Below are 25,307 nucleotides of genomic sequence, written 5' to 3' on the forward strand. Positions count from 1 at the left end.
CCTGTTATAACAATGTTCATAACAAAGCCGCTTCATTCGGCGATAACGGTGCCGCCGGACCTGATTGGGGTCACTCCGAGATGGTCTTCGGATGCTTTGCGTCAAGATACTTCCAGCTCCGCTCGCCTTAACAAGCAGGTATCCCTCTCTGATACGTTCCCGCATCTTACTCTTCTCTTCCTTGCATTATCAATATTTCATTACTTATTCTTATTCTATGATACTTTTTTTAATCTGTAAAGACTTATTCTTAATTTTTACCGCAGCATTTTTTATATTTCTTGCCGCTTCCACAAGGACAGGGATCGTTAGGATATGTTTTGGCGCCTTTCACGATCGTAGCAGAAGCCTTCTGTATTCTATAAAGCTCTTTTCTCTTTTCCTCGTCGAAAATATCATTCCACGCTTCCAGCTCGTACAGCCAGTCCGCACCTGCACCGACCATATTCTTATAAAGAAGCTCATTATCGAAATCGAGCGATACTTCCGTATCCTCCTCCATCTCGTCGACAGGGTTTTCAACCTTCAGGCTTTCGTTGATTCCATCGAGAAATCCCGTCATCGTCATGATATCTACATCATATTTCTCAGCCAGCTCCTTCACGGTACCTTTTACCGCTTCCTCAGGATTCTCCAGGAGTTTTACATAAATTTCCTTCTCCTTCTGGAAATAATCTGCCCAGAGTCTTTGCAAATCGCCTTTATTGGCCGTTTCCGAATAGGCCATGTCATGCCACTGTTTTAATAATGCCATTGTAATACCACCTTTTGCTTATTATATATTTTTCTTCAAATATGAGTTGACTATTCCGTTAAAAACAGAAAATTATGTCCAAACTATTGATAGTATATAATATTTTTCAAAAAAAGTAAATTTTTTTATTTTTAATGAATAAAGCCGGAAATCACGTCAATAATAAGACTATCAAAGGAACCCCCTCCTTTGATAATTACCCAAGATAAGAAAAAATACTTATCCTCCCCTAAATAAAGCCCCCGAAAATGTAAAAATACATTTCCGGGGGCTTTTATCATACTACGTTACTGTTCACGACCTTCTCAGTAACACATGATTTCTGTATTTAAATTCGCTCTGCATTATTTCCTTTTCATGCAGAATATGTTATGTTATGTATACAAATAAAATCAGAAACGGAGTTCCTATGAAGAAAAGATCGAAACAGATTGCAGCCTGGGTCTGCATCGTCCTATTGGTTCTGTTATACGTAGCTACTTTCATTATCGCCTTGCTGGATTTCCCCGGCTCAGGCGCTCTTTTCCAGGCCTGCCTTGTGGCGACTATCGGTCTGCCCATTCTCCTGTGGCTTTACATATGGCTTTACGGCAAGTTCAGGGACAGGCACACTATCGCCTCCATGGATATATTAAAGGACGAAGAGGAGTAAAAACTCCTCTTCATTATATACTGTCCAAATCGCGCTCGTAAATATCGTCGCCCTTCACCACTTTTTCAATAAACACCTTGACACAGGGCCCGTTGAATTGAGTTCCCGCCCCCTTTTCCAACTCGCTGACCGCATATTCCCTCGACAGCGCCTTGCGGTAGCTTCTCTCGCTACGCATCGCGTCATATGCGTCCGCAATGGCTATGATTCTCGACTGGAGCGGTATATCCTCTCCCTTCAGCCCTCTGGGATATCCTTTTCCATCCCATCTTTCATGATGAGAAAGCACATATTCGCTCAGTTCCGAAAGGTCGCTCACCGTACTCAGTATCCGGTAACCTATTTCCGGATGCTTCTTGATTTCCTCCCATTCCGTCTCATCCAGCTTTCCGGGCTTGTTTAAGATTCCCTCTTCTATAGCCACCTTACCGATATCGTGTAAAAGCCCCACCGTCCGAAGCTCCTTCACTTCATCATCCCTAAGACCCATGGCAATGCCCATCTTCTCACATAGCTGGGAGACTCTTCGTGAATGCTGCTCCTCTCTGGGATTCTTCTCATGCAGCGTGGTCATGATCGTATAGACGGTCTTCCCTTTCACGCTGGAGCTTTCCAACAGCTTTTTCTTATACATATAGCTTTCTGCTTTCTTCATGACCTCCGGCAGCGGCTCATCGGTACTTCTCTTAGCGCAATAGCCGAAAGACAGTGAAAGAGGAATTGAATTGACATCCATTTTGCTGGCGGCCTCATTCATGCCTTCGATGATTTCCTGCATCTGTGCATCGTCCGTTTTCGGGGAAAAGATAATGAATTCATCTCCCGCTTGTCTGCATACTACATCCTGAGCCCTCGTCCCCTCAATGAGTACCTTCGCCACCATCTGAATATATTTATCGCCTGCCGCATGCCCGAAAGAATCATTGACCAGCTTCAGTCCGTTAATGTCTATCATCGTAATCATGAGCGGATAATTCTCTTCTACATCCAGAACGACCAGCTCCTGCTCGAAAAACCTGCGGTTGAACAGACCCGTGAGCTGATCGTGATAGCTTAAGAAATTCAGCCGTCCTTCCGCCTGCTTACGCTTTGTAATGTCGTTTACAATGATCGCCAGTTGGTTTTCCATAGGTCTGTAGGCGATAATCTCATAATAATAATTTGTCTTTTCCTGAAGTCTTTCGTATCTGGTAGGCTCGCCGGTGGTAACGGTATGTATCAGCTTCGCAGCGTTCTCCGGCTCCATTTTCGTGTGTATTTCAGAAAAGCATTTCCCCAGGATGTCCTTTTGCTTTAATCCTGTTAAAACCTCATGGCTGTAATTGGTATCCACCACCTTATAGTGATAGAGGTCGTCTCCGGGATTCCCTGCATAAAGCGCCAATCCCAATTGCATTTCCGTTATCAGAGACTTATATTTCTCTTCGCTTACCCTGAGCATTTCTCCGTATTCCACGATTTGCTCATACTGAGTGCGCAGCTCCTCATCCGAAGCGGTCAGCTCCTCCACATAGGACTGCAGCTCTTCGTTGGAAGCCGACAGCTCATCATAGCTTTCGTTCAGCTTCCTTTTCATTATCTCCACCTTTTTCAAAAGGCCCGAAATGAGGAAGAAAAGAATCAGCGCCGTACAAAGTACATAGGCCATCCCTTTGTAGGTATTTATCATTAAAACGACTTGTTCATCTTTAAATAGATAATTGACAATCCTATCGGAAAAATAAATCCAGAAAAGACCTATTGCAAGATATATCGTGCATATCCTAAGGCCTTCTTTTTTAAAAGGATCGCTTCTGTGCCTTAGTTGTTTATCATTTAAGTATTTAAACATATAAGCCTCCAATTAAATTTTATCTTTCGTACAAAATCTTAATTCTATTGTACATTAAATTCTTTAAGCTATATCAAAAATCATCGGTGCGGCACATTAGTCTGGAGAGTTCCTCCTCAGCCTGCTTTTTGTTCTGGAAATGAACAGTATGAATACCGAATTTCTCTGCCGCCGTCAGGTTGACCAGAGTATCGTCCAGAAACACGCACTCTGCAGGATTCAGTTGGTATCTGTCTATTAATAATTGGTAGATTTCCGGCTGAGGCTTGATAAATTTTTCCTTATAAGATAAGATTCCCCCGTCCACATACTCAAGAAAGTCCAAGGCGTCCTTGCAGTCCCTGGCGGCACGGCCGGCAAAGTTAGATAAAACTAACACTCTGCAGCCCTTTCCTTTCAATTCCTGTATCCACGGAATCGCATAGTCATATCTTATGAGCATCCCTTGAATATTTTCTAACGACTCACGCAGCTCCTTTTCGATGCCCGGATCATTTGCTATGAACGCATCCATAATTTCCTCATCCGATAAAGCTCCTCTGTCGTATTCGGCCCATGTGCCGCTCTCCACCGTTGCCTTTGAAATCCTGTCCAGTATTTCCTGTGAATAATCGAACTTCCGGAAAAATTCCTTCCAGGCAAAACCTGTAAGTACATTCCCTATATCGAAAATAATTGTATTTATCACTGTCGTTTCCTCCTAAACCCTTTTCACAATCATTCTTATGTGTCAATATCGCTGTATATAATTTGCAGCAGATTCCTCGCAGCGGCGGACAATTGACTTCCCGTATCCGTCACGACGCAAAAATGCCGCTTAGGTATGATTTTATTGAAGCGAAGCGCAAATAGCTTCCCCGATTCCAAATACTCTGCCGCGAATTCTCTCATAATACTTCCGACTCCGAGATTGCGCAAGGTAAACTGAACAATCATATCGCTGGTGGCCAGCTCGAATTCCGGGTTCATCACTACCCCGTTTTTTTCAAGAAAACCATCCATGTAGCTTCTTGTGCTCGTCCTTTTTTCCAATGAAATGATAGGCAGCTTTTCCAGGTCCTTTAAGTCCAACATTTTATTCTTATATTGAATGAACTTGCGGCCTGCTATAAAAATATCCTCTATTTCTTTTACTCGTATAGCCTGTATGCCGGGCACCGCCTCAAAAGGGGTACTCACCACTCCGAAATCTATCTTCCCCTCCTGCAAATAATACAAAGTCTCGGGCGTTGGCGCGTTTGTTACCGTGACCTTAATGCCCGGATATTGTTCATGAAATTTTTCCAGATACGGAAGAAGAAAAAAACGAAGCGTCATATCGCTGGCACCGATACGCATTTCCCCTAATTCCAGATTGAGCATCTGGACTACTTTCTTTTCCCCCAGTTCTATCTGCTCGTAGCCCTTTGCCACATAGCTATATAAAAGCGCTCCTTCCGACGTCAGCTTCACTCCCTTGGCGACTCTGACAAAGAGCTTCGCCCCGATAATGCTCTCTAACTGCTTCAGCGACTGGCTTACCGCAGGCTGAGATATGGCAAGTGCCTCCGCCGCCATCGTCAGGCTCCCCAGCTTCGCCGCATAGTAAAAAACTTTATAATATTCCAGATTATTCGTCATACTCTGCCCTTATGCTTCCATGCCCATTTCATTTTTCTTATTGTATCATATCCCTAACAGCTTGACTATTTCTATTTTTCCCGCCTGAATAATCCGTATTTATTCATCAAAATGCCGCACAACCGTTTTTCGCGGTCGTGCGGCACCTTATTATTTTTGTAAAGAACTCTTTCTATAAATAATATCATTTCTTCCCGGTCCGTTGCTCACCATCGTAATCGGATAGTCGATTTGCTCCTCGATGAACTCTATATAATTCCTGCAATTCTCCGGCAGCTCCTCATAGGTCTTGATTCCGCGGATTTCGCATTTCCATCCGGGCAGCTTTACAAGGATCGGCTTAGCCTTTTCCAGCTTCGCTGTAACAGGGAACTGAGTAGACGCTTCGCCGTCGATTTCATAACCTACGCAGACGGGTATCTCGTCCAGATAACCCAGCACATCCAGAACCGTAAATGCCACGTCGGTGGTTCCCTGGAGCCTGCAGCCGTATTTGGAGGCCACGCAGTCGAACCATCCCATGCGGCGGGGGCGTCCCGTAGTAGCGCCGAATTCTCCGCCGTCACCGCCTCTTAGTCTGAGCTCATTCGCTTCTTCTCCGAAGATTTCGGATACGAAGGCGCCTGCACCGACCGCTGAGGAATATGCTTTACATACCGTAATGATTTCTTTTATTTCATAAGGAGGAATCCCTGCTCCTATCGCGCCGTAAGCTGCCAGCGTAGAAGAGGACGTCACCATAGGATAAATACCGTGATCCGTATCTTTTAACGTACCTAACTGGCCCTCAAGCAAAATGGTCTTTCCTTCCTTTATCGCCTGATCCAAAAAAGCGGATACATCGCATACATACGGCTCCACCATTTCTTTATAGCCGCCAAGCGTCGAAAGCAGCTCCTGCGGGTCGATCAAAGGCTTATGATACAGATGCTCCAAAAGCACGTTCTTCGCTTCTGCAACCCTTACAACTTTCTCCTTTAACAGTCCGTCGTCGAAAAGCTCGCTTACCTGAAAACCTATTTTAGCATATTTATCAGAATAAAACGGAGCGATGCCTGACTTGGTAGATCCGAAGGACTTCCCGCCCAGCCGCTCTTCCTCGTACTGATCGAACAAGATATGATAAGGCATTACGATCTGAGCTCTGTCGGACACCAGAATCTTAGGCATCGGTACATCTCTGTCCGTAATGGACTTGATCTCATTAAAAAGAACCGGAATATTCAAAGCCACTCCATTGCCGATCACACTCGTCGTGTGGTCATAGAATACTCCTGAGGGCAGTGTATGGAGCGCAAATTTACCGTAGTTGTTTACAATCGTGTGTCCCGCATTTGCTCCTCCTTGAAAACGAACGATAATATCCGCCTCCTGCGCAAGCATATCCGTAATTTTACCTTTTCCTTCGTCGCCCCAGTTAGCGCCGACAACTGCTTTTACCATAGTCGATTTCCTCCTGCAAACTTGAATTTTCCCTTGTTCCATAAAATGTGCAGTCTCGTTCCTCCTTAGACTGAGAGTGCTGCAAATCAGTCTAATTATGCACACTAGTATGCCGGGTGTAGCAATCTTTACTCCTCCCGGATACTTTATAATTATACAATAAAATTACTCATAAATAAAATCAATATTATTTATGAGTAACATAATCTATGCTTATATTAAATGCCTGTTCAAATAGTCCGGCCCGTTTTGGTAAGTCCCCTTAACTTCCTTATTCCTTCCCATCCCAGCAATAGGTGCACAGTTTACACTTATCGATACCAACCGCCTCTATCATATCATCCAGTCTGTGATACCGGAGGGATGTAAAATTCAGCTCCTTACTAATCCGCCCGAGCATCTCCTTATATTCCTCCGTCTCAGGATTGGAATAGGCGCTCAGGTCCGTAAATCTGCCCTCTCTCTCCAAATCACTGATAACCCGTCTTGTAATTAAGTCCATTTCCGAAGTGGAACGGGAAAAGTTCAAATACTTACAGCCATACAGAAGAGGCGGACATGCAGGTCGGATGTGTACCTCCTTGGCACCGCTCTGATATAAAAATTCTGTTGTCTCCCTAAGCTGGGTGCCGCGGACTATGGAATCGTCGATAAGAAGCAGACTTTTGTCCTGAATCAAATCGTGCACGGGAATCAGCTTCATCTTCGCGATTAAGTTCCTCTGGCTCTGAATCGTGGGCATAAAGGAACGCGGCCACGTAGGGGTATATTTAATAAAGGGTCTGGAAAAGGGAATTCCCGATGCATTGGAATAACCGATGGCATGCGCCGTTCCTGAATCCGGCACTCCCGCCACGATGTCAGGCTTCACATCATCGCGTCTGGCTAACAGTGCACCGCAGTTATATCTCATCTCTTCTACGCTGATTCCTTCATAGGAGGAGGAAGGGTATCCGTAATATACCCATAGAAAGGTACATATCTTCATATCCTTACCCGGAGCAGCGAGAGTATGCACTCCCTCCGGTGTGACGATCACGATTTCTCCGGGGCCTAATTCCTTCTCTTCGATATAGCCCAGATTCAAATAAGCGAAGCTTTCAAAAGAGATACAGTAAGCGTCTTCTTTCTTCCCGATGGAAACAGGCGTCCTTCCCAGACGATCTCTGGCAGCATAGATTCCCTTGGGCGTCATAATCAGCATGGTCATGGAGCCGTCTATGATTTCCTGCGCGTACCTTATGCCTTCCGCCAGATTATCTTTCTCGTTGATTACCGCTGCGACCAGCTCCGTCGCATTGATATCCCCTCCGCTCATCTCGAGGAAATGAGAATGTCCGGTGGCGAAAATCTTCTCCACGAGTTCATCCATATTGTTTATTTTTCCAACCGTCTCGATAGCATAGGTACCGTGGTGGGAACGCACGATCAGCGGCTGGGGCTCATAGTCGGAAATACAGCCGATACCCATACAGCCGCTCATTTCATTCACTTCCTTATCGAATTTCGTGCGAAACGGCGCGTTTTCAATGTTGTGAATCGAACGGTCAAAGCCTTTTTTTCCGTACACCGCCATACCGGCCCGCCTCGTTCCCAGATGAGAGTGATAGTCCGTTCCAAAAAACAAATCGAACATGCAATCACTTTTCGATGCAACTCCAAAAAATCCACCCATAACAGCTCTCCCTACTATTCCACATATTTCTGTATAAAAAGCGTATCCTTAAAGCCTTACGGCCTTAAAAATACGCTCATGCACCCCGATAATTTATACGTTTATTTCTGCCTTTACGCCCAGCAGCTCCTTATTCTCTTCCAAAACCGGCGCGATCACAGCCGCAAGAAACGCCTCCACCTGCTCCTTGGAACGTCCCACATATCTGGTCGGATCCATAGTCTTCTGCAAGTCCTCGAGGGTCATATTGAATGCCGGATCTGCCGCAATCAGCTCTAACAAGTTGTTATCCCTGCCCTCTTCTTTCACATTCTTTCCGGCCTCCATAGAAAGCGTGCGGATCCTCTCATGCAGCTCCTGTCTGTCTCCTCCCGCTTTCACAGCGTCCATCATGATGTTTTCCGTAGCCATGAAAGGAAGCTCACTCATGAGTCTCTTTTCGATCACCTTCGGATATACGACAAGGCCGTCTACCACATTCAGGCACAAATCGAGAATTCCATCTACCGCAAGAAATCCTTCCGGGATAGAAAGTCTTTTATTTGCGGAATCATCCAGTGTTCTTTCAAACCACTGGGTAGCGGAGGTAATAGCCGGGTTCAGCGCATCCACCATCACGTATCTGGCCAGAGAAGCTATCCTCTCACTCCTCATGGGATTTCTCTTATATGCCATGGCTGACGAGCCGATCTGACTCTTTTCAAAAGGCTCCTCTATTTCTTTCAAATGCTGTAACAGACGAATATCGTTAGACATCTTATGAGCGCTTGCCGCAATGCCTGCCAGCACGTTGACCACTCTCGTATCCACCTTTCTGGAATAGGTCTGTCCCGATACGGGATAGCATTCCGCAAAGCCCATTTTCCTCGCTATCAGCGGGTCTATCTTATCGATTTTCTCCTGATCGCCGTCAAAAAGCTCAAGAAAAGAAGCCTGTGTTCCGGTGGTTCCCTTGGACCCCAGCAGCTTCATATGAGAAAGAGCATGGTCTAAGTCCTCAATATCCAGACAAAACTCTTGAAGCCAAAGCGTCGCACGTTTTCCTACCGTAGTAGGCTGGGCGGGCTGAAAATGAGTAAATGCCAGGGTAGGCTGAGCCTTATATTTGTCAGCAAAATCCGAAAGCTCCTTCATCACGTTTATCAGCTTCTTTTTCACCAGCTTAAGCGCCTGCGTCATAACGATAATATCCGTATTGTCCCCTACGTAGCAGGAAGTGGCGCCGAGATGAATGATTCCCTTTGCCCCCGGGCACTGCACGCCGTAAGCATATACATGGCTCATAACGTCATGGCGCACCTCTTTTTCCCTCTCCCTGGCAACATCGTAATTGATGTCCTCCGCATGGGCCTTCAGCTCGTCGATTTGTTCCTGAGAGATATTGAGTCCCAGCTCCTTCTCCGTCTCCGCCAACGCGATCCACAGCCTTCTCCATGTCCTGAATTTCATATCAGGCGAAAAAATATACTGCATCTCTTTGCTCGCGTAACGCTCCGAAAGAGGGCTCTGATACCTGTCTGTACTCATACCGCTTCTCCTTTTTCTCTTTACCTGTCATAATCCCCTCTAATATCCTCCGTTGGAGGAACGAGAGGATATGTTCCGGTGAAACAGCCTTTGCAGATGCCGAGGCCGCTTACCATTTCTTCCAATCTCTCTTCTTTTAAATATGCCAGCGAATCCGCACCTATCACTTCACTGATATCTTCTATGGAGCGGCTATAAGCAATCAACTGCTCTCTGGCCGGTACATCCGTTCCAAAGTAGCAGGGCCATAAAAAGGGCGGCGAGCTCACCCGCATATGCACCTCTTTCGCTCCTGCATCCCTTAGCATGCGCACGATCCGGTCGGAGGTCGTTCCACGGACAATGGAATCATCAATCATGATGACCCGCTTTCCGGAAACCGCTTCCTTCAAAGCGTTCAGCTTAACCTGCACACTGCTTTCCCGGTTTTTCTGCTTAGGCTTAATAAACGTACGGCCGACGTAGGAATTCTTAACGAATGCCTGTCCGTAAGGGATACCCGATTGCAGGGAATACCCCAAAGCAGCACAGTTCCCTGACTCCGGCACCCCTACCACAAGGTCTGCGTCTACCGGAGAATCCATAGCGAGGAATTTGCCCGCCAGTATTCTGGAATTGTATACGCTGACTCCGTCAATGTAACTGTCCGGCCTTGCGAAATAAATATATTCGAAGACGCATCTGGCATGCTCTTTTTCCCCTGCGCACATGCTGGTATCGGACTCGATACCTTTTTCAGGGGAAATCGTGACAACTTCTCCCGGAAGCACATCGCGGATGTACTGTGCTCCTATCGTATCCAGCGCACACGTCTCGGAAGCCAGTACATAAGCGTCGTCTCTCTTTCCGATGCAAAGAGGCCGAAAGCCAAAGGGGTCTCTCGCCCCGATAAGCTTTCTCGGCGACATGATCACCAGAGAATAAGCTCCTTTGATTTTCTGCATAGCCCGCCCTACGGCGGCTTCTACCGTGTCCGTGTTCAAGCGTTCTCTGGCAATATGGTAGGCGATGACCTCCGAATCGATGGTGGTCTGGAAAATAGCGCCGGTATACTCCAGTTCATGCCGAAGCTCGGGCGCATTGATCAGGTTGCCGTTATGGGCTAAGCCTAAGGTTCCCTTCACATAGTTAAGCACTAACGGCTGTGCATTCTCTCTCGTGCTGCTTCCCGCTGTGGAATAACGTACGTGCCCTACGCCGATATCGCCTTTTAGCTTTTCCAGCGTTTCAGGAGTGAAGGATTCGTTTACCAGTCCCATTTCTTTTGCACTCAACACCTTGCCTTTGGGTCCCTTGGTATCGCTGACCGCAATACCGCAGCTCTCCTGTCCTCTGTGCTGGAGCGCCAAAAGCCCGTAATAAATGGCAGACGACACGTCTCCTCCTGCAAAATCATACATACCGAATACGCCGCATTCTTCCTTTAGCTTGTCCGGCTCCTCCATAACGGAGATATTTTCCAAATCCGCTTCTGTCTCTACTTCGCTCAGTCTTTTTAGCATCTCTTTATAACCCCAAACGTTTGAATACTTCGTTGTATGCTTCCTCTACATTCCCCATATCCCTGCGGAAACGGTCCTTGTCCAGCTTTTCGCCTGTGTGAACGTCCCAAAGCCTGCATGTATCCGGCGATGTTTCATCGGCCAGAAGGATTTCTCCATGATAACGGCCGAATTCTATTTTAAAATCTATCAACTTAATATCTGCCTGAAGGAAATATGCTTTCAGCACTTCGTTTACCTTAAACGCGTATTTTTCGATAATTTCGATTTCCTCCCATGTAGCCAGATCCAAAACAACCGCAAAATAGCTGTTGATCAGCGGATCTCCGAGGTCATCGTTCTTATAGCTGAATTCGATGGTCGGCTCTTTGAACGGAGTTCCCTCCGGAACGCCCAGTCTCTTGGAAAAGCTTCCTGCTGCCACATTACGGATAATCACTTCAAGCGGAACGATTTCTACTTTTTTTACCGCCGTTTCCCTATCGCTCAGTTCTTCTACGAAATGAGTCGGTACGCCTTCCTTTTCCAAAAGCTTGAAAACATGGTTCGTCATCTTGTTGTTAATAACGCCTTTTCCTACAATCGTTCCCTTTTTCTCGCCGTTAAAAGCTGTGGCATCGTCCTTATAATCCACGATTACGATATCCGGATCGTTTGTTGCAAACACCTTTTTTGCTTTTCCTTCGTAAAGCTGTTCCAATTTCTTCATTTTTTCCTCCGTTCTGCCGCATCAGGCATAAAAGCACAATATTATTGTATACTAAAATACAAAAATCATCACTATGAAGTATATACCAGTTAATTTTATAAATCAATACCGCCGTCTTTCCCTGCTTCATTTTTTCCATTGTGCCGAAAAAAAAGGGATTATGCAGTAAATTTTCCTATAAATTCCCTAACGCGCTCATTGGGGGCGGTAAAGATTTCCTCCGGAGTTCCCTCCTGCTGTATCAACCCCTGCTCCATGAAGATAATGCGGTCCGACAGCTCTTTGGCAAACTGCATCTCATGAGTCACGATGATCATCGTCATATGCTCCTTCGCCAGCTCCTTAATGACCCTTAGTACCTCCCCGGTAAGCTCCGGGTCTAGCGCCGAGGTTGGCTCATCGAAAAACAGGATCTTAGGCTGCAGCGCCAATGCGCGGGCAATGGAAACCCTCTGCTGCTGCCCTCCGGAAAGCTGATAGGGATACGCATCTTTTTTGTCTTCAAGCCCAAGCTGTTTCAATAGCTTAAGCGCCCGTTCCTCCGCTTCCTTCCTGGAAATCTTGTCCACACTTATGGGCGCATCCGTAATATTCTTCATTACGCTGTAATGAGGAAAGAGATTGAAGCTCTGGAATACCAAGCCGAAATGCTTATGTATCTCCTTAAGCTTTTGCTTCCCAGCGTATACGCATCTTCCGTTTTCCTCCCATGCGGCTGCTTCGCCCATATATTTCAGTTCCCCGCCGTCCATCTTCTCCAGCATAGTCGCACAGCGAAGCAAAGTGGATTTCCCCGAGCCTGAAGGGCCGATAATAGACACCACTTCCCCTTCCTTTACCGACAAAGAAATATCTTCTAGCACCCCCGTACCATCAAATCCTTTTTTCATATGATTGATTTCAAGCAGATTCATTTCCTTTCACCCTCCTTTCTATCTGTAATAGTTCAGCTTCTTCTCCAAATACTCCATGAAGCTGGCAACAATTAAATTGAACAAATAATAGAAAAGTCCCGCTGCCATCAAAGGCATGATGCTCGTCTCCTTGGCCGCGATCTGCTTCGCAATGGTAAACATCTCCGTTTCCGCAAGCACGAACGCAAGAGACGTATCCTTCACAAGCGTAATCGTTTCATTGGTAACCGGCGGCAATATCCGCTTCATTACCTGAGGCAGTATAATTCTAAAAAACGTCTGGGCTTTCGTATAGCCCAATACCTTCGCCGCTTCGTATTGCCCTATCGGCATGGACTCGATACCGGAGCGATAGATTTCCGCAAAATAAGCCGCATAGTTCAGTACGAAAGCAATGATCACCGCCATAAATCGGTAGCCGGAGGATATTTTCAGCCCGAACACATAAAAGGGTGCGAAATATACAACAATCAATTGTAACATCAAAGGAGTGCCTCGCATAACTGATATGTAAAATTTACTGACGCTTTTCAATACTCCGTTTTTGGACATCCTTCCAAAAGAAAGGACAAGCCCTAACGGCAAAGAAAATAACAGCGTCAGAAAAAAGATTTCTACCGTTATTCCCATTCCCTTAAAAAGTTGTGACACGATTGTTGCCAAGCTCATATAATGCCTCCCATTTTCTGCCCTATATATAAAATACCATAAAAACCAAAAAACCGCTGCCGAATATATTGTATTGCAGCGGTTTTTTATAAATGACTTTTGTTACCTCAGGTTACTTTCCTATGCAAATACTCTCCGTCAAACCGAAATCAGAGTATTTTTCCGCAATTTCCATAAAAGTTCCGTCGTCGGCCATTTCTAACAAGGTTTTCTGCACCTTATCCCTAAGCTCCTCATTACCCAGCTTAAATCCGACTCCGTACTGCTCGGAAGCCAGCTGCTCATCGAGAATTACAAAGCTATCGCCCCGGGAGCTGATCTGATAATTCGCTACGCCGATATCGATGGCAAGGGCGTCTATCGCATTCTGCTCCAGATCCATAAAGGCTACGTTGTAGTCACCGTACTGCTGAAGCTCCGCAAAGGTAGCCGCCAGGCCGGAAGCATCTCCCGTCAGCGCTGCAAGGGCTGAGGAATCCTTCTGTACTCCCACTACTTTTCCGGCAAGGTCAGCCTGAGAAGTAATACCGGAGTCTGCAGCCACTACGAACACCTGGCTGTTATCAACATAAGGTACCGACCATGTATAAGCATCTTCCCGTCCCTGAATCGTAAATCCGTTCCAAATACAGTCGATGGAACCGGAGGATAATTCCATATCCTTGGAATCCCAGTCGATGGGCTGCGCTACGAAGGTCCAGCCGTTGCGCTCACATACCTCTTTTGCAAGGTCCAAATCAAAGCCTATGTATTCACCATTCTCATCCATATAACCGTAAGGGGGGAATTCCGCATCGAATCCTACAGTAAAAGTTTTTTCCGAATCGCTTCCGCCGCATGCCGTAAGCACGCCCGCAGCCATAATCGCCGCGCTTAATAGTGCAATCGCCTTTTTCATACTATGTTCTCCTCATCTGTCTCAATTTTATAACAATCGATGGTTGTTTCTAACGCGCTTCACTTTTTCTCAATCGCACTGCATCATGGTCACACTGCATCTTGCTAAACTGTCAGCACGCTGTCATAGTATCATGCCCCGCTTTTACTGTCAAGAACAAAACATTTCCATAAGTTAAATATCGTTGCTATTTATCCGTCAGTGCCATGATTTCCTCAGCATACTGCGGATAACTGTCCGCCATATCCTTTATCGCATTTTGGGCTCCTGCTATGATTACCTCTTTATTATAATCCATACGGCGGCGCAGCGACTGTCTCCGTATGATCAGGTTATGCCGTATTTCCACCATTTCCTTGCTGTCCAGAAGCGCTGCCGTCTGATGAAGCCAGATAGCCGGATCCTTGATCTGGTAGCATTTCAGAATGTTTAACAGCTCCTGCTGGCTGTCCTCGAGCTCAAGCTCCGCCTGTCTGTAGCTTAAGCGTTCTTCCTTCTCCACCTTATATTTCTCCCATAGAGTGTTCATCTCTCTGGCGCTGGATACCTGATATTTCAAATATAAATAATCCAAAAGGTTCGTATTGTTCACATACCGTATCTTTACTCTATTTTGCAGCTGGATAATCCGGTTAATGCCGGCTTCCACTTTCTTAAGCTCCTTAACGGCTTCCGCATGCCGCAGATAAAGAAGGGTTATGACAAGAGCCGCCATGCCTGCTGCCAGCAAAAAGCCCAGCTGGGTATCCATATCCATGGCGTATTGCAATATGAGAAGAGCTGCAAAACATACGATAAATGCCCCGCCGCAGATAATTGCGATTCCCTTGGAATCCGCTATCATGTTCCTCAGCTCGTCTTTTCTATACAGATAAGCATGCTTTTCCCCGTCCAGACGAAACATATCCTGCTTGATGCGATTCTGGTCCTCCTCGGCGGACTCGAGCTTGCGGCAGGCTTCCTCCGCTTCCTTCTCTATCCTTTCCACCTGATGGAACCGCTCATCGCTCATGCGATTCTTTTTTCCCAGATAGACACCCCGCTGGCTCTCCAGCTTATCGATTTTCTCTGCACTGGCCTTAAGCTCCCGCATTTCTTCCTCAGGAAGAGCTTCGATCTCCTCCATATCTTTTAAGTAGGAGGTGACCGTATTGTATTCCATGTTCAGATTCTCAAGCTCCTGCTTCGCATCAGCGATCTGATCCGTAAAGCCCTTGATATATTCCTGTCTCTGTCCGCTGTCATGTACCTGGATCGACTTTCTGTCGTATTCCAGTTCCATCCAGTTCGCCTCTTCGTATTCCTCTGGTCTTACGTCCCTTTTTGCCTTTCGGCCCCAAACCTTCTGAAATAATTTGTTATTCTTGATCAGTCCCATAATTCTCCTTCGCTATTCCGAAACATTTACTCTGTACTGTTCCTTCAACTCACCTGTTATGCGCTCAATTTCCTCATAATAGGATACTGAATTCTTCTCTTCTTTGCAAACTTTTAAGGTAAAAAGCATTCTGCTTTTTTCGGTAGTGTCGAACTGACTCCTGGCCTCCTGAAACAGCTCCTCCACCTTTAAAGACAGTCCATAATCCCCTTCCTGTCCGGCAATAAAATCCACGTATTCCGTCTCGTTCATCTCCATGCGGCTGGCTGCCAGGTATCCCAGATAGGATTCCTCGGCACCGTCGCATTCATATGCCTGTTTAAAGCTTTCTGCCGCCTGTGCGAATTGGAAAAAAAACGCGTAAACCGTACCTCTGTTATGATATACCTTGGCCTTCAGCTCCCTCTCCGATTCCGGGAGCTCTTCCAGCAAAATATCGTAGCTTTTCAGCGCGAGTATATATTTGCCGTTTTGTGCAAAATAATCTGCCCTCACTTTTTTCTTCTCGTACATACTAAGTCCGATTCCGCTTTTTAAGTCCTCTTTTATATGCGCGATTTCTTCCCTCTCGCCATAACCTACGAAGTCCAGAATACATTCTATAAAATCGCTGACGGAACATTCTTCCTTCAGCATGCGTAAAAGGCGCTGTGACAGTTCCTCCAGCCCGCACTCCTTAGCCAGCCAGTCCACCAGCTTCTCGTCCATGATTTCTCTGTCGACCAGATGGATGTTCTGCATGAGACAATAACATAACTCCTCTGCGGAATAGACATTGACGTATGCCTTTTCCATGAAATACGGCGCTTTCGCATATTTTCCTATACAAAGTAATACTTTTCCCAAGGTCCTTCTCCTTCCGCTTTTGTAATTACACCATGTCGAATGTCTTCACCCATTCTCCGCCGGAAGAAGGAAAAAGCTCTCCGAATCCCATATCCTTCACCCTTATGTTCACTTGATTCTCCGAAGTCATCTCCATCGCAATGCGAAGTCTTGTCGTCCGCTTAGGCCTCTCCGGAATCCCCTCCAGCGTCATGTGAATCTCTCGTGCTTCCTTACCGTTAAGGGGGGTGAGAATAATGGATATGTCGCTGCCATCCTCCAATATCACATCATATTCTTTCCCCGCTTCAAACCAGTTGACTCCGGCATCCATAACCGCGAAATAGGAATCCAGCCCCTTTCGCAGCACTTTCATCCCAATGTTTGCCTTAAGCTTATCCAAACCGAGAAAGGCATAATTCTTCCCCGCCTCACTCCATCCCAGCTTCTCCCTTATCCCGTAGCAGGCCCCCTTGCCGTAGAGGTTGTTTCCCATGAACACACGCCTGCCCATACAAAGATATTTGAGCGATTCCGATGCCCAATCCTCTTTGTAGCCGTCTCCGATCAGATAGGCACAGGATATGATCCTATCCTTGCACTTTTCCTTCACAATGTCGAGAAACTGCATATCTAACAGGTGCTTTTCCGTTTCCTCCATCTCAGTTAAGGCTTCCGGCTCCCTGCGCCTCATCTGCTCATACTGCTCGATGTCGATGTACATCACCACCGGCGTAGTCTTCCTGTTGCTGTTAAGGGCATATACTTTCATCCGCCGGTTGTCATAGTCGCACAGCAGCACCTCGTAAGTCCACAGCTCCTCTGGCTGATAAACAGTATAATAATAGAAACTTTCCACATGGCTCTGAAAAAAGATCTTGTCCGTTTTCAAATGCAGATTCGCAGCTACCCTGGAAAACACGTCCACCATCCGCTTATCCAGATCATCTGCGGTAAACATGATTCCCTCTAAATATTCCGGCGGCGCTATCATCCCTAAAGCGGACATGCTCCGCTTAATGAATAAGGTGAGAAGGGCAACCGAATCAAAGCTGTCCCCATCGATTTCCACCGGCTCCCCTTCTCTTGCAAGACTTAGAAGGTCCTTTACCAATACGCCCTCGCCCTCACCGGCGAATTTAAGAGCTTCTCTGCCGTAGAACCATTGGTTTACCCCGTTTTTCTTGCAAAGCACCAAGGGGATATTGAATTGCTCCGTTCCTGTTACCACAGCAAGCGTCTCAGGCTCCTTCGAGTCCGGGAAGCAATAGCTGATTTGCGCATAGGAATCACACAGGTCATATCCGATAGCTATTCTTCTGCTGTTCTTTTTAAGAATTCCTTCTGTTTTCTCCAAAAGCATCATTCATAAAACCCCTATATCCCCGCATATCAGCGCATCTTAAATACCTGCGAGGTCATATACTCCTTCCTGTAATACTCTTCTAACAGACAATCCACCGTATTGTAATCCTGAAGCGTCTTTCCCACTACGATGTCGTTTATCATGCTGAATCTGTCCTCCGCCTCCTCCTGTAAAATATCGCTCTTACTGATGGAAGCGCTTTCCGTAAGCTGCTCCTTGCCATCGCCTTCTTCCGTAATATAATATTGAAGTTTTTCCCCGAAGAATAAGACGAAAGCCTTCACACACACGCCGCCGTACATATCCCGCATTTCTTCTTTTCTATATTCTTTTTCCGTGAACTCTCCTTTTTCCACGATATAGTGGATAATTGCCTTCCTTCCCTGTCTGACCTTATACTCAATCATAGTCTTATCCGCAAACTGCTTCATAATCGGGATTTGCTTCGTATACTCTTTAAAAAAGGAAAAATAAATATTTTCATCCAGCATATCGTATAGAAACCTTTTGATTACAGAGTTTATCTTCGGCGTGCCATCCTGCTTATTCTCAGCATAATATTTCAAAAATGCCAGCTTGCATACCTTATGAATCTTCTCGCCTCTATCGTAAACTCTGACGGTATCCGTAAAAATGAACTCGTCCGGCAGCTTGTCCCTTACAAAATAATCGTAGGCACACTGGGAAAGAACCGCATTTTCTACCTGAGCCTTCGCTCCACCCGATACGTAGTCTTTGAAGATTTCCATCCGCTCTCCCACGAAGGAACCGGCAAACAGCATCTGCACGAGAATCCTTTCGCATAGCTCGTAGGTTTCCGCCTCAAAGGCCGTCGCAGCTTTCCATATATCCCTCAGCTGCCGCAGCAGCCCGTTGTAGAAATAGGCCAGATAGGTGATCAGGTTCCCGTCGTATTTCCCCTTCTGAAACGCATAGTAAACGCAGTAGGTCAGGGCCGTATCCTCCAAAAAGCCATCCCGGGATATGAGGCGGCTGCACAAGCGGACAATGGTCTTTGTCTCTATTCCCTCTGCACCGAAGCGTTTTACCCATTCAAAGGCCTTATCGTACATTCCCCGAATAACCATAAGATGAAGGATTTCATTTCTCTCCCGCTCCTCCATGACCTCCGGCTGCAGCTCCTCCAGATAGTCGTCTAATTCCCGCATATAGTCCTGCTCGTAATAATAATGTACCAGCTTGAGCCTTACTTCGCCCTTGACACGTTCGGCCATGTGGGCATTAGCGGCAATATACCGGAACCATCTTTCATTTGCCTGCGTAATCTCCACAAAGTCCTTATCCCCTGCACATATATGCAGGGCAAGACCCATATGCTCCGTCACATACGGACTGATCACAGGCAGCAGCTTATCCGGCGGCATCATCGCTTCTACCTGAAACGGCACGCTGGCACAATATCTGTTCCCCTCCTTATCTTCCAAAAGCAGTTTATAGTCGCTCCCGTAAAGAGGCACCCACGCTCCGTCCTCACTTACCGGATATTTATATTCCTTCCTGCTGACGCAGTAGCTTACAATCACTTGTCTGATATCTTTATTTTCCGTAGTCAAGTGGTTCTTGAAAATAAGATAGGCCAGCTTCTGCGCCACCTCTTCATTTACCATGCGGGACGTGATCGTATTCTTATACAAATAAGCGAGATCCTTATTCATCCGCCCTTTATGTATCTGATCCAAAACGAACCGCTCGATGCGCTCGCAGTAATTCAAATATATCTCCGGCTGCTCTTCCCTCCTTTTATATACATAGGAATACAAAAAAGCGTTCTTTTCGTAATCCAATTCGCTGTGGTAAGCAAAGTACATGAGAATTATCTTAGGCAGGGTCTCGTCATAATCTTCAGGCAGTGCCATCATATAATATTCATAGAGCTTCGTAATGCGAAGTTCCTTCTCTACGCCCAGTCGATACCATTTGAAATAACGGCTCTGTGTCTTATTACCCTTTATTAACAGCGTACAGATAACCTGCAGCGTCTCCTTATCCGGAAATTTCTCATAGCAGGAGTCTAATACACAGTAGACCCTTTCTGAATAGACCTTCAATTTCAACGCAAGATACCTCACCTGTAAAATCAGGTCCTGCGTCAAAAGTCCCCGTTTCGCGGCGTAGCCCAGCACCTGAATTTCAAAAGGACCCAGCTTCAAAAGGAGTGTGGGATTAAGCTCCAATAGGTGCCATGCCTCCACATACAGCACCGGGCTCCTTCCCCCCCGGTTGTACTGCTCCTCCAGCATCAGCCAACGCCTGGAAGGGCTCTTGCCATACTCTTCTGCCAGATACAGCATCAGCCATGCAATTCTCCAATTATCCTGATTATCATAATATATCTGCTCCACACGCCTTGACACCTCTTCCACATAGGAGGCCTCCCCGCTGTGCAGCGTAGTTAAATACAGGTAATAGCAGTAGATTTCGGGAGTACAGTTGTTTTCCCGAATTTCCGATTGGATTCGCTCCAGCTGCCACTGCGCCTCATTAAAGCGCTCTTGTGTAATAAGAAGCTGTACCCGGAACAGTCTTGTCTGTATGTCCTTTTCATCGAGCACCGCAAGCCGTTCCACCAGCTTCTCCGTCTCTGCCATCCATGTCCGCGCATTCATCTTTTTCACGCGGAAGGAATCATAATATTTCATCAGCTTTAAAAGTAAATTCTTCTTCTCCCTGCGGATTCCAAGTGCCCTCTTATGCTCCATATTACGAACAATCAGGACCGGTATCGTAAAGCTTACGCAGGAGTTGAATATATGTATCGCGCCGTAATTGCGTCCGGCGTGCAGCTTTTCACTGTCTATATAATAGCTCAGGCAGAAAGAATTCCCCAGAAATTCATCGTCCGATATCATTTTCTTCTCGGAAGTAAGAAAATCGCCCTCCGTCCCAATATTTAAAAAAGTATGTCCCCAGCCGTTTCGTGTAATCGTAAGGCTGTGCTCCGAAATATCATAAGGGTCCTCAATACAGACCTCGGTCTCGCTCAGGATATACTCCACCTTCTGTTTCTTATTTATTTCAAGAAGAAATTCCTCCACGTTCTGTTCATTGCCGTATGCTGCCGAAAGCCCTTTATAGGCACCATAATACTGTCTGTCGTTGCCGTCCGTAAATAACCGTTCAAATTCCCTGGAATAAAACAGTTTCACCGCCTCCGCCCAGTTTGCCTTGGCCAAATTGGCGAAGTGGAACATGTTCTTGATATCACCGAGACTTGACGTCACGGTAGCGGACACAATCTCAATACGGTATGGAAGCTCATACTCCCCGTAATTGGATATGATGGAGAACTGCCCGGTAAGAACGTCCCCTTCCTTCATCCCCTCCGAGCGAAATCGGTACATGATCTCTTCTTTCACCCCGATAAACTCTTTGCTTAAGGATTCCATCCTAAGCTCCGAGGAATATATACACCCTTCCATAAGCTTGTCCGCAGGTCCCGTTATGATAAAGGACCCCTCTGCCGTCTCCCCTTTGTTCAGGAAAAGCTCCAGACTTAAGGATGAAAAGTCTAAAACGCCGCTATCGTGATTTTCCTGATTGTATTCCGGCTTCTCATAATCAAATCTACCCTCTAATAAATCGTCCATTACCTTCCTCAAATTATTTCACCCCGCACCAATTTTACATTATTAAATTATACCATTAAGAAGCCCCTTTTAGCAACCGCACGAAAACGCAATTTTAGCTTTGCGATATTGGTGTCTTTCTTATTTGTCACAGCAAAATCAATCTAATTAATTTTATATATTGACAAAACAAGAATTTAATATTATTGTATTAATAAAGTAATACAGTAGTACAAATGACTATATAACAGAACTGCTGTCCAATAATATTTAGAGAAGGGAAGGATCACATGGCGTGGATATTAAATGCAGATAAGCCCATTTACGCACAACTCGTTGAAATAATACAAACGCAGATTATTTCAGGCCGGTACAAAGCCGGCAATCGGCTTCCAAGCGTCAGAGAACTGGCAGCGGAAGCAAGCGTCAATCCTAATACAATGCAGAAAGCTTTTGCCGAACTGGAAAGAAATGGTTTAATTGTAACACAGAGAACGAGCGGACGCACCGTAACGGAGGACATCGAATTGATCAAGCAGACGCAGGCACACTTGGCCGAAGAATGTATTAAGAATTTTTTTCAGATGATGAAGGAACTAGGCTATTCGGAAAAAGAGATTTTGGATCTCATCGAAAAAACAGCCAAAGAGGGGGAGTAAATATGGAATTTTTAGCCGAAATCAGAGGATTAACCAAAAGTTACGGCAAGACGCTGGCGGTAAACAATATGAATCTCATGATACCGCGGGGGAAGATCATAGGTCTTTTGGGGCCTAACGGAAGCGGAAAGAGCACTCTTATCAAGATGATGAACGGTCTTTTGACGCCCACCGCAGGAAGCATAACGATAAACGGATTTGCTCCGGGAATCCAGACCAAGGCGAGAGTAGCCTATCTGCCGGAAAGAACTTACCTTCAGGACGGTATGAGGGTATGCGATATCGTAGATTACTTCTGCGATTTTTATGAGGATTTCAATAGAAACGCAGCATTTACCATGCTGCAATCGCTGAATATTCCCTTTGGAGCAAGGTTAAAGACCCTATCCAAGGGCACCAAGGAAAAGGTTCAGCTCATCCTTGTCATGAGCCGCAATGCGGATCTGTATATCCTGGATGAACCCATTGCGGGCGTAGATCCTGCTGCCAGAGATTATATTTTAAAGACGATCATAAGCAATTACAATGAGAATGCGAGCATACTGCTTTCCACCCATTTGATTTCCGACATCGAGAATATTCTGGATGAAGTCATTTTTATCCGCGACGGGCAGGTTCTTTCTCATTTGCCGGTAGATCAGATCAGGGAGAAATATGGCAGGTCCATAGACTCTTATTTCAGGGAGGTATTCGCATGTTAGGAAAATTATTTAAATACGAATGGAGATCCTTCTGGAAGGTTCCTGCAGCCATTAATGTTTTTCTTCTTATCATAACCCTTATAGGAGCTATTTCCTTGATTTCGCCCTTTTGGGAATTAAACTTCGAAATCATGGATACCCTGATGGTATTTGCGATTATGTTCTACTATTTGGCTATTATGGCGGGCGCTATCGCAGTTGCCGTGTATATCGCCATACGTTTTTATAAGAATGTATATACGGACGAAGGCTATCTTACCCATACCCTTCCGGTAGCTCCCAGAGATATTATTTTTTCCAAGCTGTTCGTCAGCGTAATATGGAGCATCATAACAGGAATCGTTATATGTATCAGCGTTTTTTTCATCCTTTTCGCTGCAATGAAGGACTACATCAATACCGATGAGTTCGTAACCGTATGGCAGGAATTACAGCGGGATGTCCTCCCGGTAGTGGAAGAGGCTTTTGGGATGAATTTATTCGTCTTCGCATTATTCGTCATTCTAATAATGATCGTTAATACCTTTTTCTCCATCTTCATGACATATTCTGCCATATCCCTCGGCCAGATGTTCACTAAGCATAAGGTGGCCGGTGCGGTCATTTGGTATGTAGCGGAATATGTTATCGTGCAGTTCGGTTCCTCCATGCTGATGAACATCCCGCTATTAGGCCTCATCTCCGAACCGTATGCCGCTGCTGCTATGACGCCGTCAGATGTGGGGGCGATGGTAAAGCTGATGCTTATCGGCTCGGTCATCCTTTCAATCATCATAGGAGCGCTCTTATACCTCCTGACGGAATATATGATGAGAAGAAGATTGAATCTGGATTAATTTGCTAAATAAATTGCTCTATGAGTGAGGATTTCTTCAAAAAAGAGAACGGCATTGCAGCCGTTCTTTTTTTACATATCCTCAGACTCTATTATTTCCGTCTTTCCTTCACCTCAATCCAGGCAGCAATCAGACAAATCACGGAGCAGACAGCGAAGACCGCCTTATCTATACTCTTTTCTACCTTCTTCTGCCTCTCTTTCACCGCCTTCAAACGAATCTTCTGCTTTGCCGCTCCTACCTTCTGCCGGCTCTTAATCGCCTGACTGATCCCCTTATCCAGGCTCTTCCACCACATCATGTTCCTTTTACCTCTTCTGCTCCTTTTCATCCTTCCGTCCATACTCCTTTCTTTTTTCCATCCGTGGTTCTACCCCGGTTCTCCCATCCGCGTTACACCCACATAAATATTGGATATCTGATACCACGTAGGATAATCCACGATCCCCGATTGCGGAATGTTGAAAATTCCCTGAAATATCCTTACCGCCTCGGCCGTCTGCGGCCCATAAATCCCATCCGCCGTTATCCCCGGTATCGCAGGATAATTCTGCCCTATGCGGTTCAATTGCTGCTGGATCTGAAGCACAGACTCCCCGCTGGAACCGACCGTCAAATTGTATCCCGGCCACGAGGCCGGCACACCCGCAACGCTTTCCGCTGTATTGATATACATATCATTTCCAAAATAATTATGGATTATTTCAATCGCCGTATATCCTTCATCTCCCAAATACTTCGACCCCCACTGGCTAAGTCCGTTGCAGGTCACGCGGCTGCCGTCACAAAAAGAAGTGAAGATCGGCTGTCTGACCCCGGGCCGGGATAAATAATTGGCGAAAACAGTATCTACAAGATAATCGATATTATCATAGATATTTCTTCCCTTCATCCACTTTTGATCATAGGCAGTAGATGACGTAATTGTAAAATTATAGCCCTGATTCCTGTACCACTCGGTATATACTCTGTTGAGCGTCACCGACATAATACATAAAATATTCGCGTAAATCGAACTTTCCGGCCATGTAGCATAGATTTCGGAAGAAGCTACGTTCTTGATATAGTCTTTATATCTGACGTAATAATTCGGGGCGGAAGAGTCGGAAGGTACGCCGTCATGGACAACCACGAACTCAGGAATTACCACCCTGCTAAGTACAATTTCCCCCGTTTCAGCCATCGGCTTAATTTCATCCTCCGGTATTTTAGGCGGATATTCTCCGTACAAGGTATGGTAAGGAATTACTATCTCCTCTTCCGTTCCTTCAATGTCCACAGGAATCATCTCGATCGGCTGTAATGCCAAAGTATCCGGTAATATCTGGGTTCCCGCTATTAAAATAGGCTCATATCCGGGTGCATTTACTTGAATGTCATACTCGGAATAAGGGCGGTTGCTTTCCGGTTCCAGGCTATATTCCAGCGGAGGTGCCGGAAGTTCTATCTCTTCGGTTTGTCCCGATTCATCCGTATCCAAAGTTTCTATAATGGAATCGCTCATTCCGGTATATGAAATCGAAACTGTAGCGCCCTGAACGGGGAGCGGTCCCAGCGTGGAGGTCACGCTTACTTTCAACCCCCCGGCATACGTATTGTTTAGCGGCCCCTGCTGCGCTGAATGTATAATATTTACAGGCATAGAAATACCTCTACCTATTCTTTTATCTCATTATATGCCAAAAAGCGGCCGCTTGTGAAATATTTTAATCTGCTCTGCTCATCCTATTAAAATCGGGAAAAGCCCTTGCAGGTGCTTTT

The 25,307-nt window shown here is 45.9% G+C and carries 22 protein-coding genes; 4 read left to right on the forward strand and 18 right to left on the reverse strand.

The window, feature by feature from the left end; translation table 11 throughout:
• Positions 1–250 precede the first annotated feature (250 nt).
• Positions 251–754, reverse strand: a complete 504-nt coding sequence (locus tag V6984_RS16370) for an SEC-C metal-binding domain-containing protein (RefSeq protein ID WP_342756674.1) — start codon at positions 752–754, stop codon at positions 251–253.
• 376 nt (positions 755–1,130) lie between these two features.
• Here V6984_RS16370 and V6984_RS16375 point away from each other — a divergent pair, with 376 nt between their 5' ends.
• Entirely contained in the window at positions 1,131–1,406 is a 276-nt protein-coding gene (locus V6984_RS16375; protein WP_342756675.1) for a hypothetical protein, read from the forward strand.
• A 13-nt stretch (positions 1,407–1,419) separates the two neighbouring features.
• Here V6984_RS16375 and V6984_RS16380 read toward each other — a convergent pair whose 3' ends face one another.
• The 15 genes from V6984_RS16380 to V6984_RS16450 all read right to left on the reverse strand — a co-directional run bounded on the left by V6984_RS16380 (position 1,420) and on the right by V6984_RS16450 (position 21,371).
• Positions 1,420–3,237: an HD domain-containing phosphohydrolase gene (locus tag V6984_RS16380; protein ID WP_342756676.1), complete on the reverse strand. Its 1,818-nt coding sequence runs from the start codon at positions 3,235–3,237 to the stop codon at positions 1,420–1,422.
• Positions 3,238–3,310: 73 nt separating this feature from the next.
• Complete coding sequence (locus V6984_RS16385; protein ID WP_342756677.1) at positions 3,311–3,925, reverse strand: HAD family phosphatase; 615 nt, start codon at positions 3,923–3,925, stop codon at positions 3,311–3,313.
• Positions 3,926–3,960: 35 nt separating this feature from the next.
• Entirely contained in the window at positions 3,961–4,857 is an 897-nt protein-coding gene (locus V6984_RS16390; RefSeq protein ID WP_342756678.1) for a LysR family transcriptional regulator, read from the reverse strand.
• A 150-nt stretch (positions 4,858–5,007) separates the two neighbouring features.
• Entirely contained in the window at positions 5,008–6,300 is a 1,293-nt protein-coding gene (locus tag V6984_RS16395; protein WP_342756679.1) for an adenylosuccinate synthase, read from the reverse strand.
• A 271-nt stretch (positions 6,301–6,571) separates the two neighbouring features.
• Positions 6,572–7,975, reverse strand: a complete 1,404-nt coding sequence (locus V6984_RS16400) for an amidophosphoribosyltransferase (protein WP_342756680.1) — start codon at positions 7,973–7,975, stop codon at positions 6,572–6,574.
• 93 nt (positions 7,976–8,068) lie between these two features.
• Positions 8,069–9,502, reverse strand: a complete 1,434-nt coding sequence (gene purB / locus V6984_RS16405; RefSeq protein WP_342756681.1) for an adenylosuccinate lyase — start codon at positions 9,500–9,502, stop codon at positions 8,069–8,071.
• 20 nt (positions 9,503–9,522) lie between these two features.
• Positions 9,523–10,947 (reverse strand): amidophosphoribosyltransferase, encoded by a 1,425-nt coding sequence (purF, locus tag V6984_RS16410; protein WP_342760031.1) that lies wholly within the window; start codon positions 10,945–10,947, stop codon positions 9,523–9,525.
• 61 nt (positions 10,948–11,008) lie between these two features.
• Entirely contained in the window at positions 11,009–11,713 is a 705-nt protein-coding gene (gene purC, locus V6984_RS16415) for a phosphoribosylaminoimidazolesuccinocarboxamide synthase (RefSeq protein ID WP_342756682.1), read from the reverse strand.
• Between the two features lie 158 nt (positions 11,714–11,871).
• On the reverse strand, positions 11,872–12,627 hold the full coding sequence (locus V6984_RS16420; protein ID WP_342756683.1) for an amino acid ABC transporter ATP-binding protein: 756 nt from the start codon (positions 12,625–12,627) through the stop codon (positions 11,872–11,874).
• A gap of 18 nt (positions 12,628–12,645) precedes the next feature.
• On the reverse strand, positions 12,646–13,296 hold the full coding sequence (locus V6984_RS16425) for an amino acid ABC transporter permease (protein WP_342756684.1): 651 nt from the start codon (positions 13,294–13,296) through the stop codon (positions 12,646–12,648).
• Positions 13,297–13,408: 112 nt separating this feature from the next.
• Positions 13,409–14,194, reverse strand: coding sequence for an amino acid ABC transporter substrate-binding protein (locus V6984_RS16430; RefSeq protein ID WP_342756685.1), 786 nt, complete (start codon positions 14,192–14,194; stop codon positions 13,409–13,411).
• Between the two features lie 187 nt (positions 14,195–14,381).
• The gene (locus tag V6984_RS16435) at positions 14,382–15,572 is read right to left on the reverse strand and encodes a hypothetical protein (RefSeq protein WP_342756686.1); all 1,191 of its coding nucleotides are present in this window, start codon (positions 15,570–15,572) and stop codon (positions 14,382–14,384) included.
• A 12-nt stretch (positions 15,573–15,584) separates the two neighbouring features.
• Entirely contained in the window at positions 15,585–16,418 is an 834-nt protein-coding gene (locus tag V6984_RS16440) for a hypothetical protein (protein ID WP_342756687.1), read from the reverse strand.
• A 25-nt stretch (positions 16,419–16,443) separates the two neighbouring features.
• Positions 16,444–17,763 (reverse strand): DUF5716 family protein, encoded by a 1,320-nt coding sequence (locus V6984_RS16445; RefSeq protein WP_342756688.1) that lies wholly within the window; start codon positions 17,761–17,763, stop codon positions 16,444–16,446.
• 26 nt (positions 17,764–17,789) lie between these two features.
• Positions 17,790–21,371 carry a DUF5717 family protein gene (locus V6984_RS16450; RefSeq protein WP_342756689.1) on the reverse strand — a complete coding sequence of 1,194 codons (3,582 nt, stop codon included), beginning with the start codon at positions 21,369–21,371 and terminating at the stop codon, positions 17,790–17,792.
• 269 nt (positions 21,372–21,640) lie between these two features.
• Here V6984_RS16450 and V6984_RS16455 point away from each other — a divergent pair, with 269 nt between their 5' ends.
• The 3 genes from V6984_RS16455 to V6984_RS16465 are packed head-to-tail and all read left to right on the forward strand — an operon-like array spanning position 21,641 to position 23,546.
• Positions 21,641–22,009: a GntR family transcriptional regulator gene (locus V6984_RS16455; RefSeq protein WP_342756690.1), complete on the forward strand. Its 369-nt coding sequence runs from the start codon at positions 21,641–21,643 to the stop codon at positions 22,007–22,009.
• A 2-nt stretch (positions 22,010–22,011) separates the two neighbouring features.
• Positions 22,012–22,710 (forward strand): ABC transporter ATP-binding protein, encoded by a 699-nt coding sequence (locus tag V6984_RS16460; protein WP_342756691.1) that lies wholly within the window; start codon positions 22,012–22,014, stop codon positions 22,708–22,710.
• Complete coding sequence (locus V6984_RS16465) at positions 22,704–23,546, forward strand: hypothetical protein (RefSeq protein WP_342756692.1); 843 nt, start codon at positions 22,704–22,706, stop codon at positions 23,544–23,546. The genes V6984_RS16460 and V6984_RS16465 overlap by 7 nt, the downstream gene beginning before the upstream one ends.
• Before the next feature lie 91 nt (positions 23,547–23,637).
• Here the strand turns inward: V6984_RS16465 and V6984_RS16470 are convergent, their stop codons facing one another.
• Positions 23,638–23,889 carry a hypothetical protein gene (locus V6984_RS16470; protein WP_342756693.1) on the reverse strand — a complete coding sequence of 84 codons (252 nt, stop codon included), beginning with the start codon at positions 23,887–23,889 and terminating at the stop codon, positions 23,638–23,640.
• Between the two features lie 27 nt (positions 23,890–23,916).
• Positions 23,917–25,188, reverse strand: a complete 1,272-nt coding sequence (locus V6984_RS16475; RefSeq protein ID WP_342756694.1) for a peptidoglycan-binding domain-containing protein — start codon at positions 25,186–25,188, stop codon at positions 23,917–23,919.
• Between the last annotated feature and the right edge of the window lie 119 nt (positions 25,189–25,307).

Source organism: Kineothrix sp. IPX-CK, assembly GCF_039134705.1.
In the GTDB taxonomy this organism is placed as follows: domain Bacteria; phylum Bacillota; class Clostridia; order Lachnospirales; family Lachnospiraceae; genus Kineothrix; species Kineothrix sedimenti.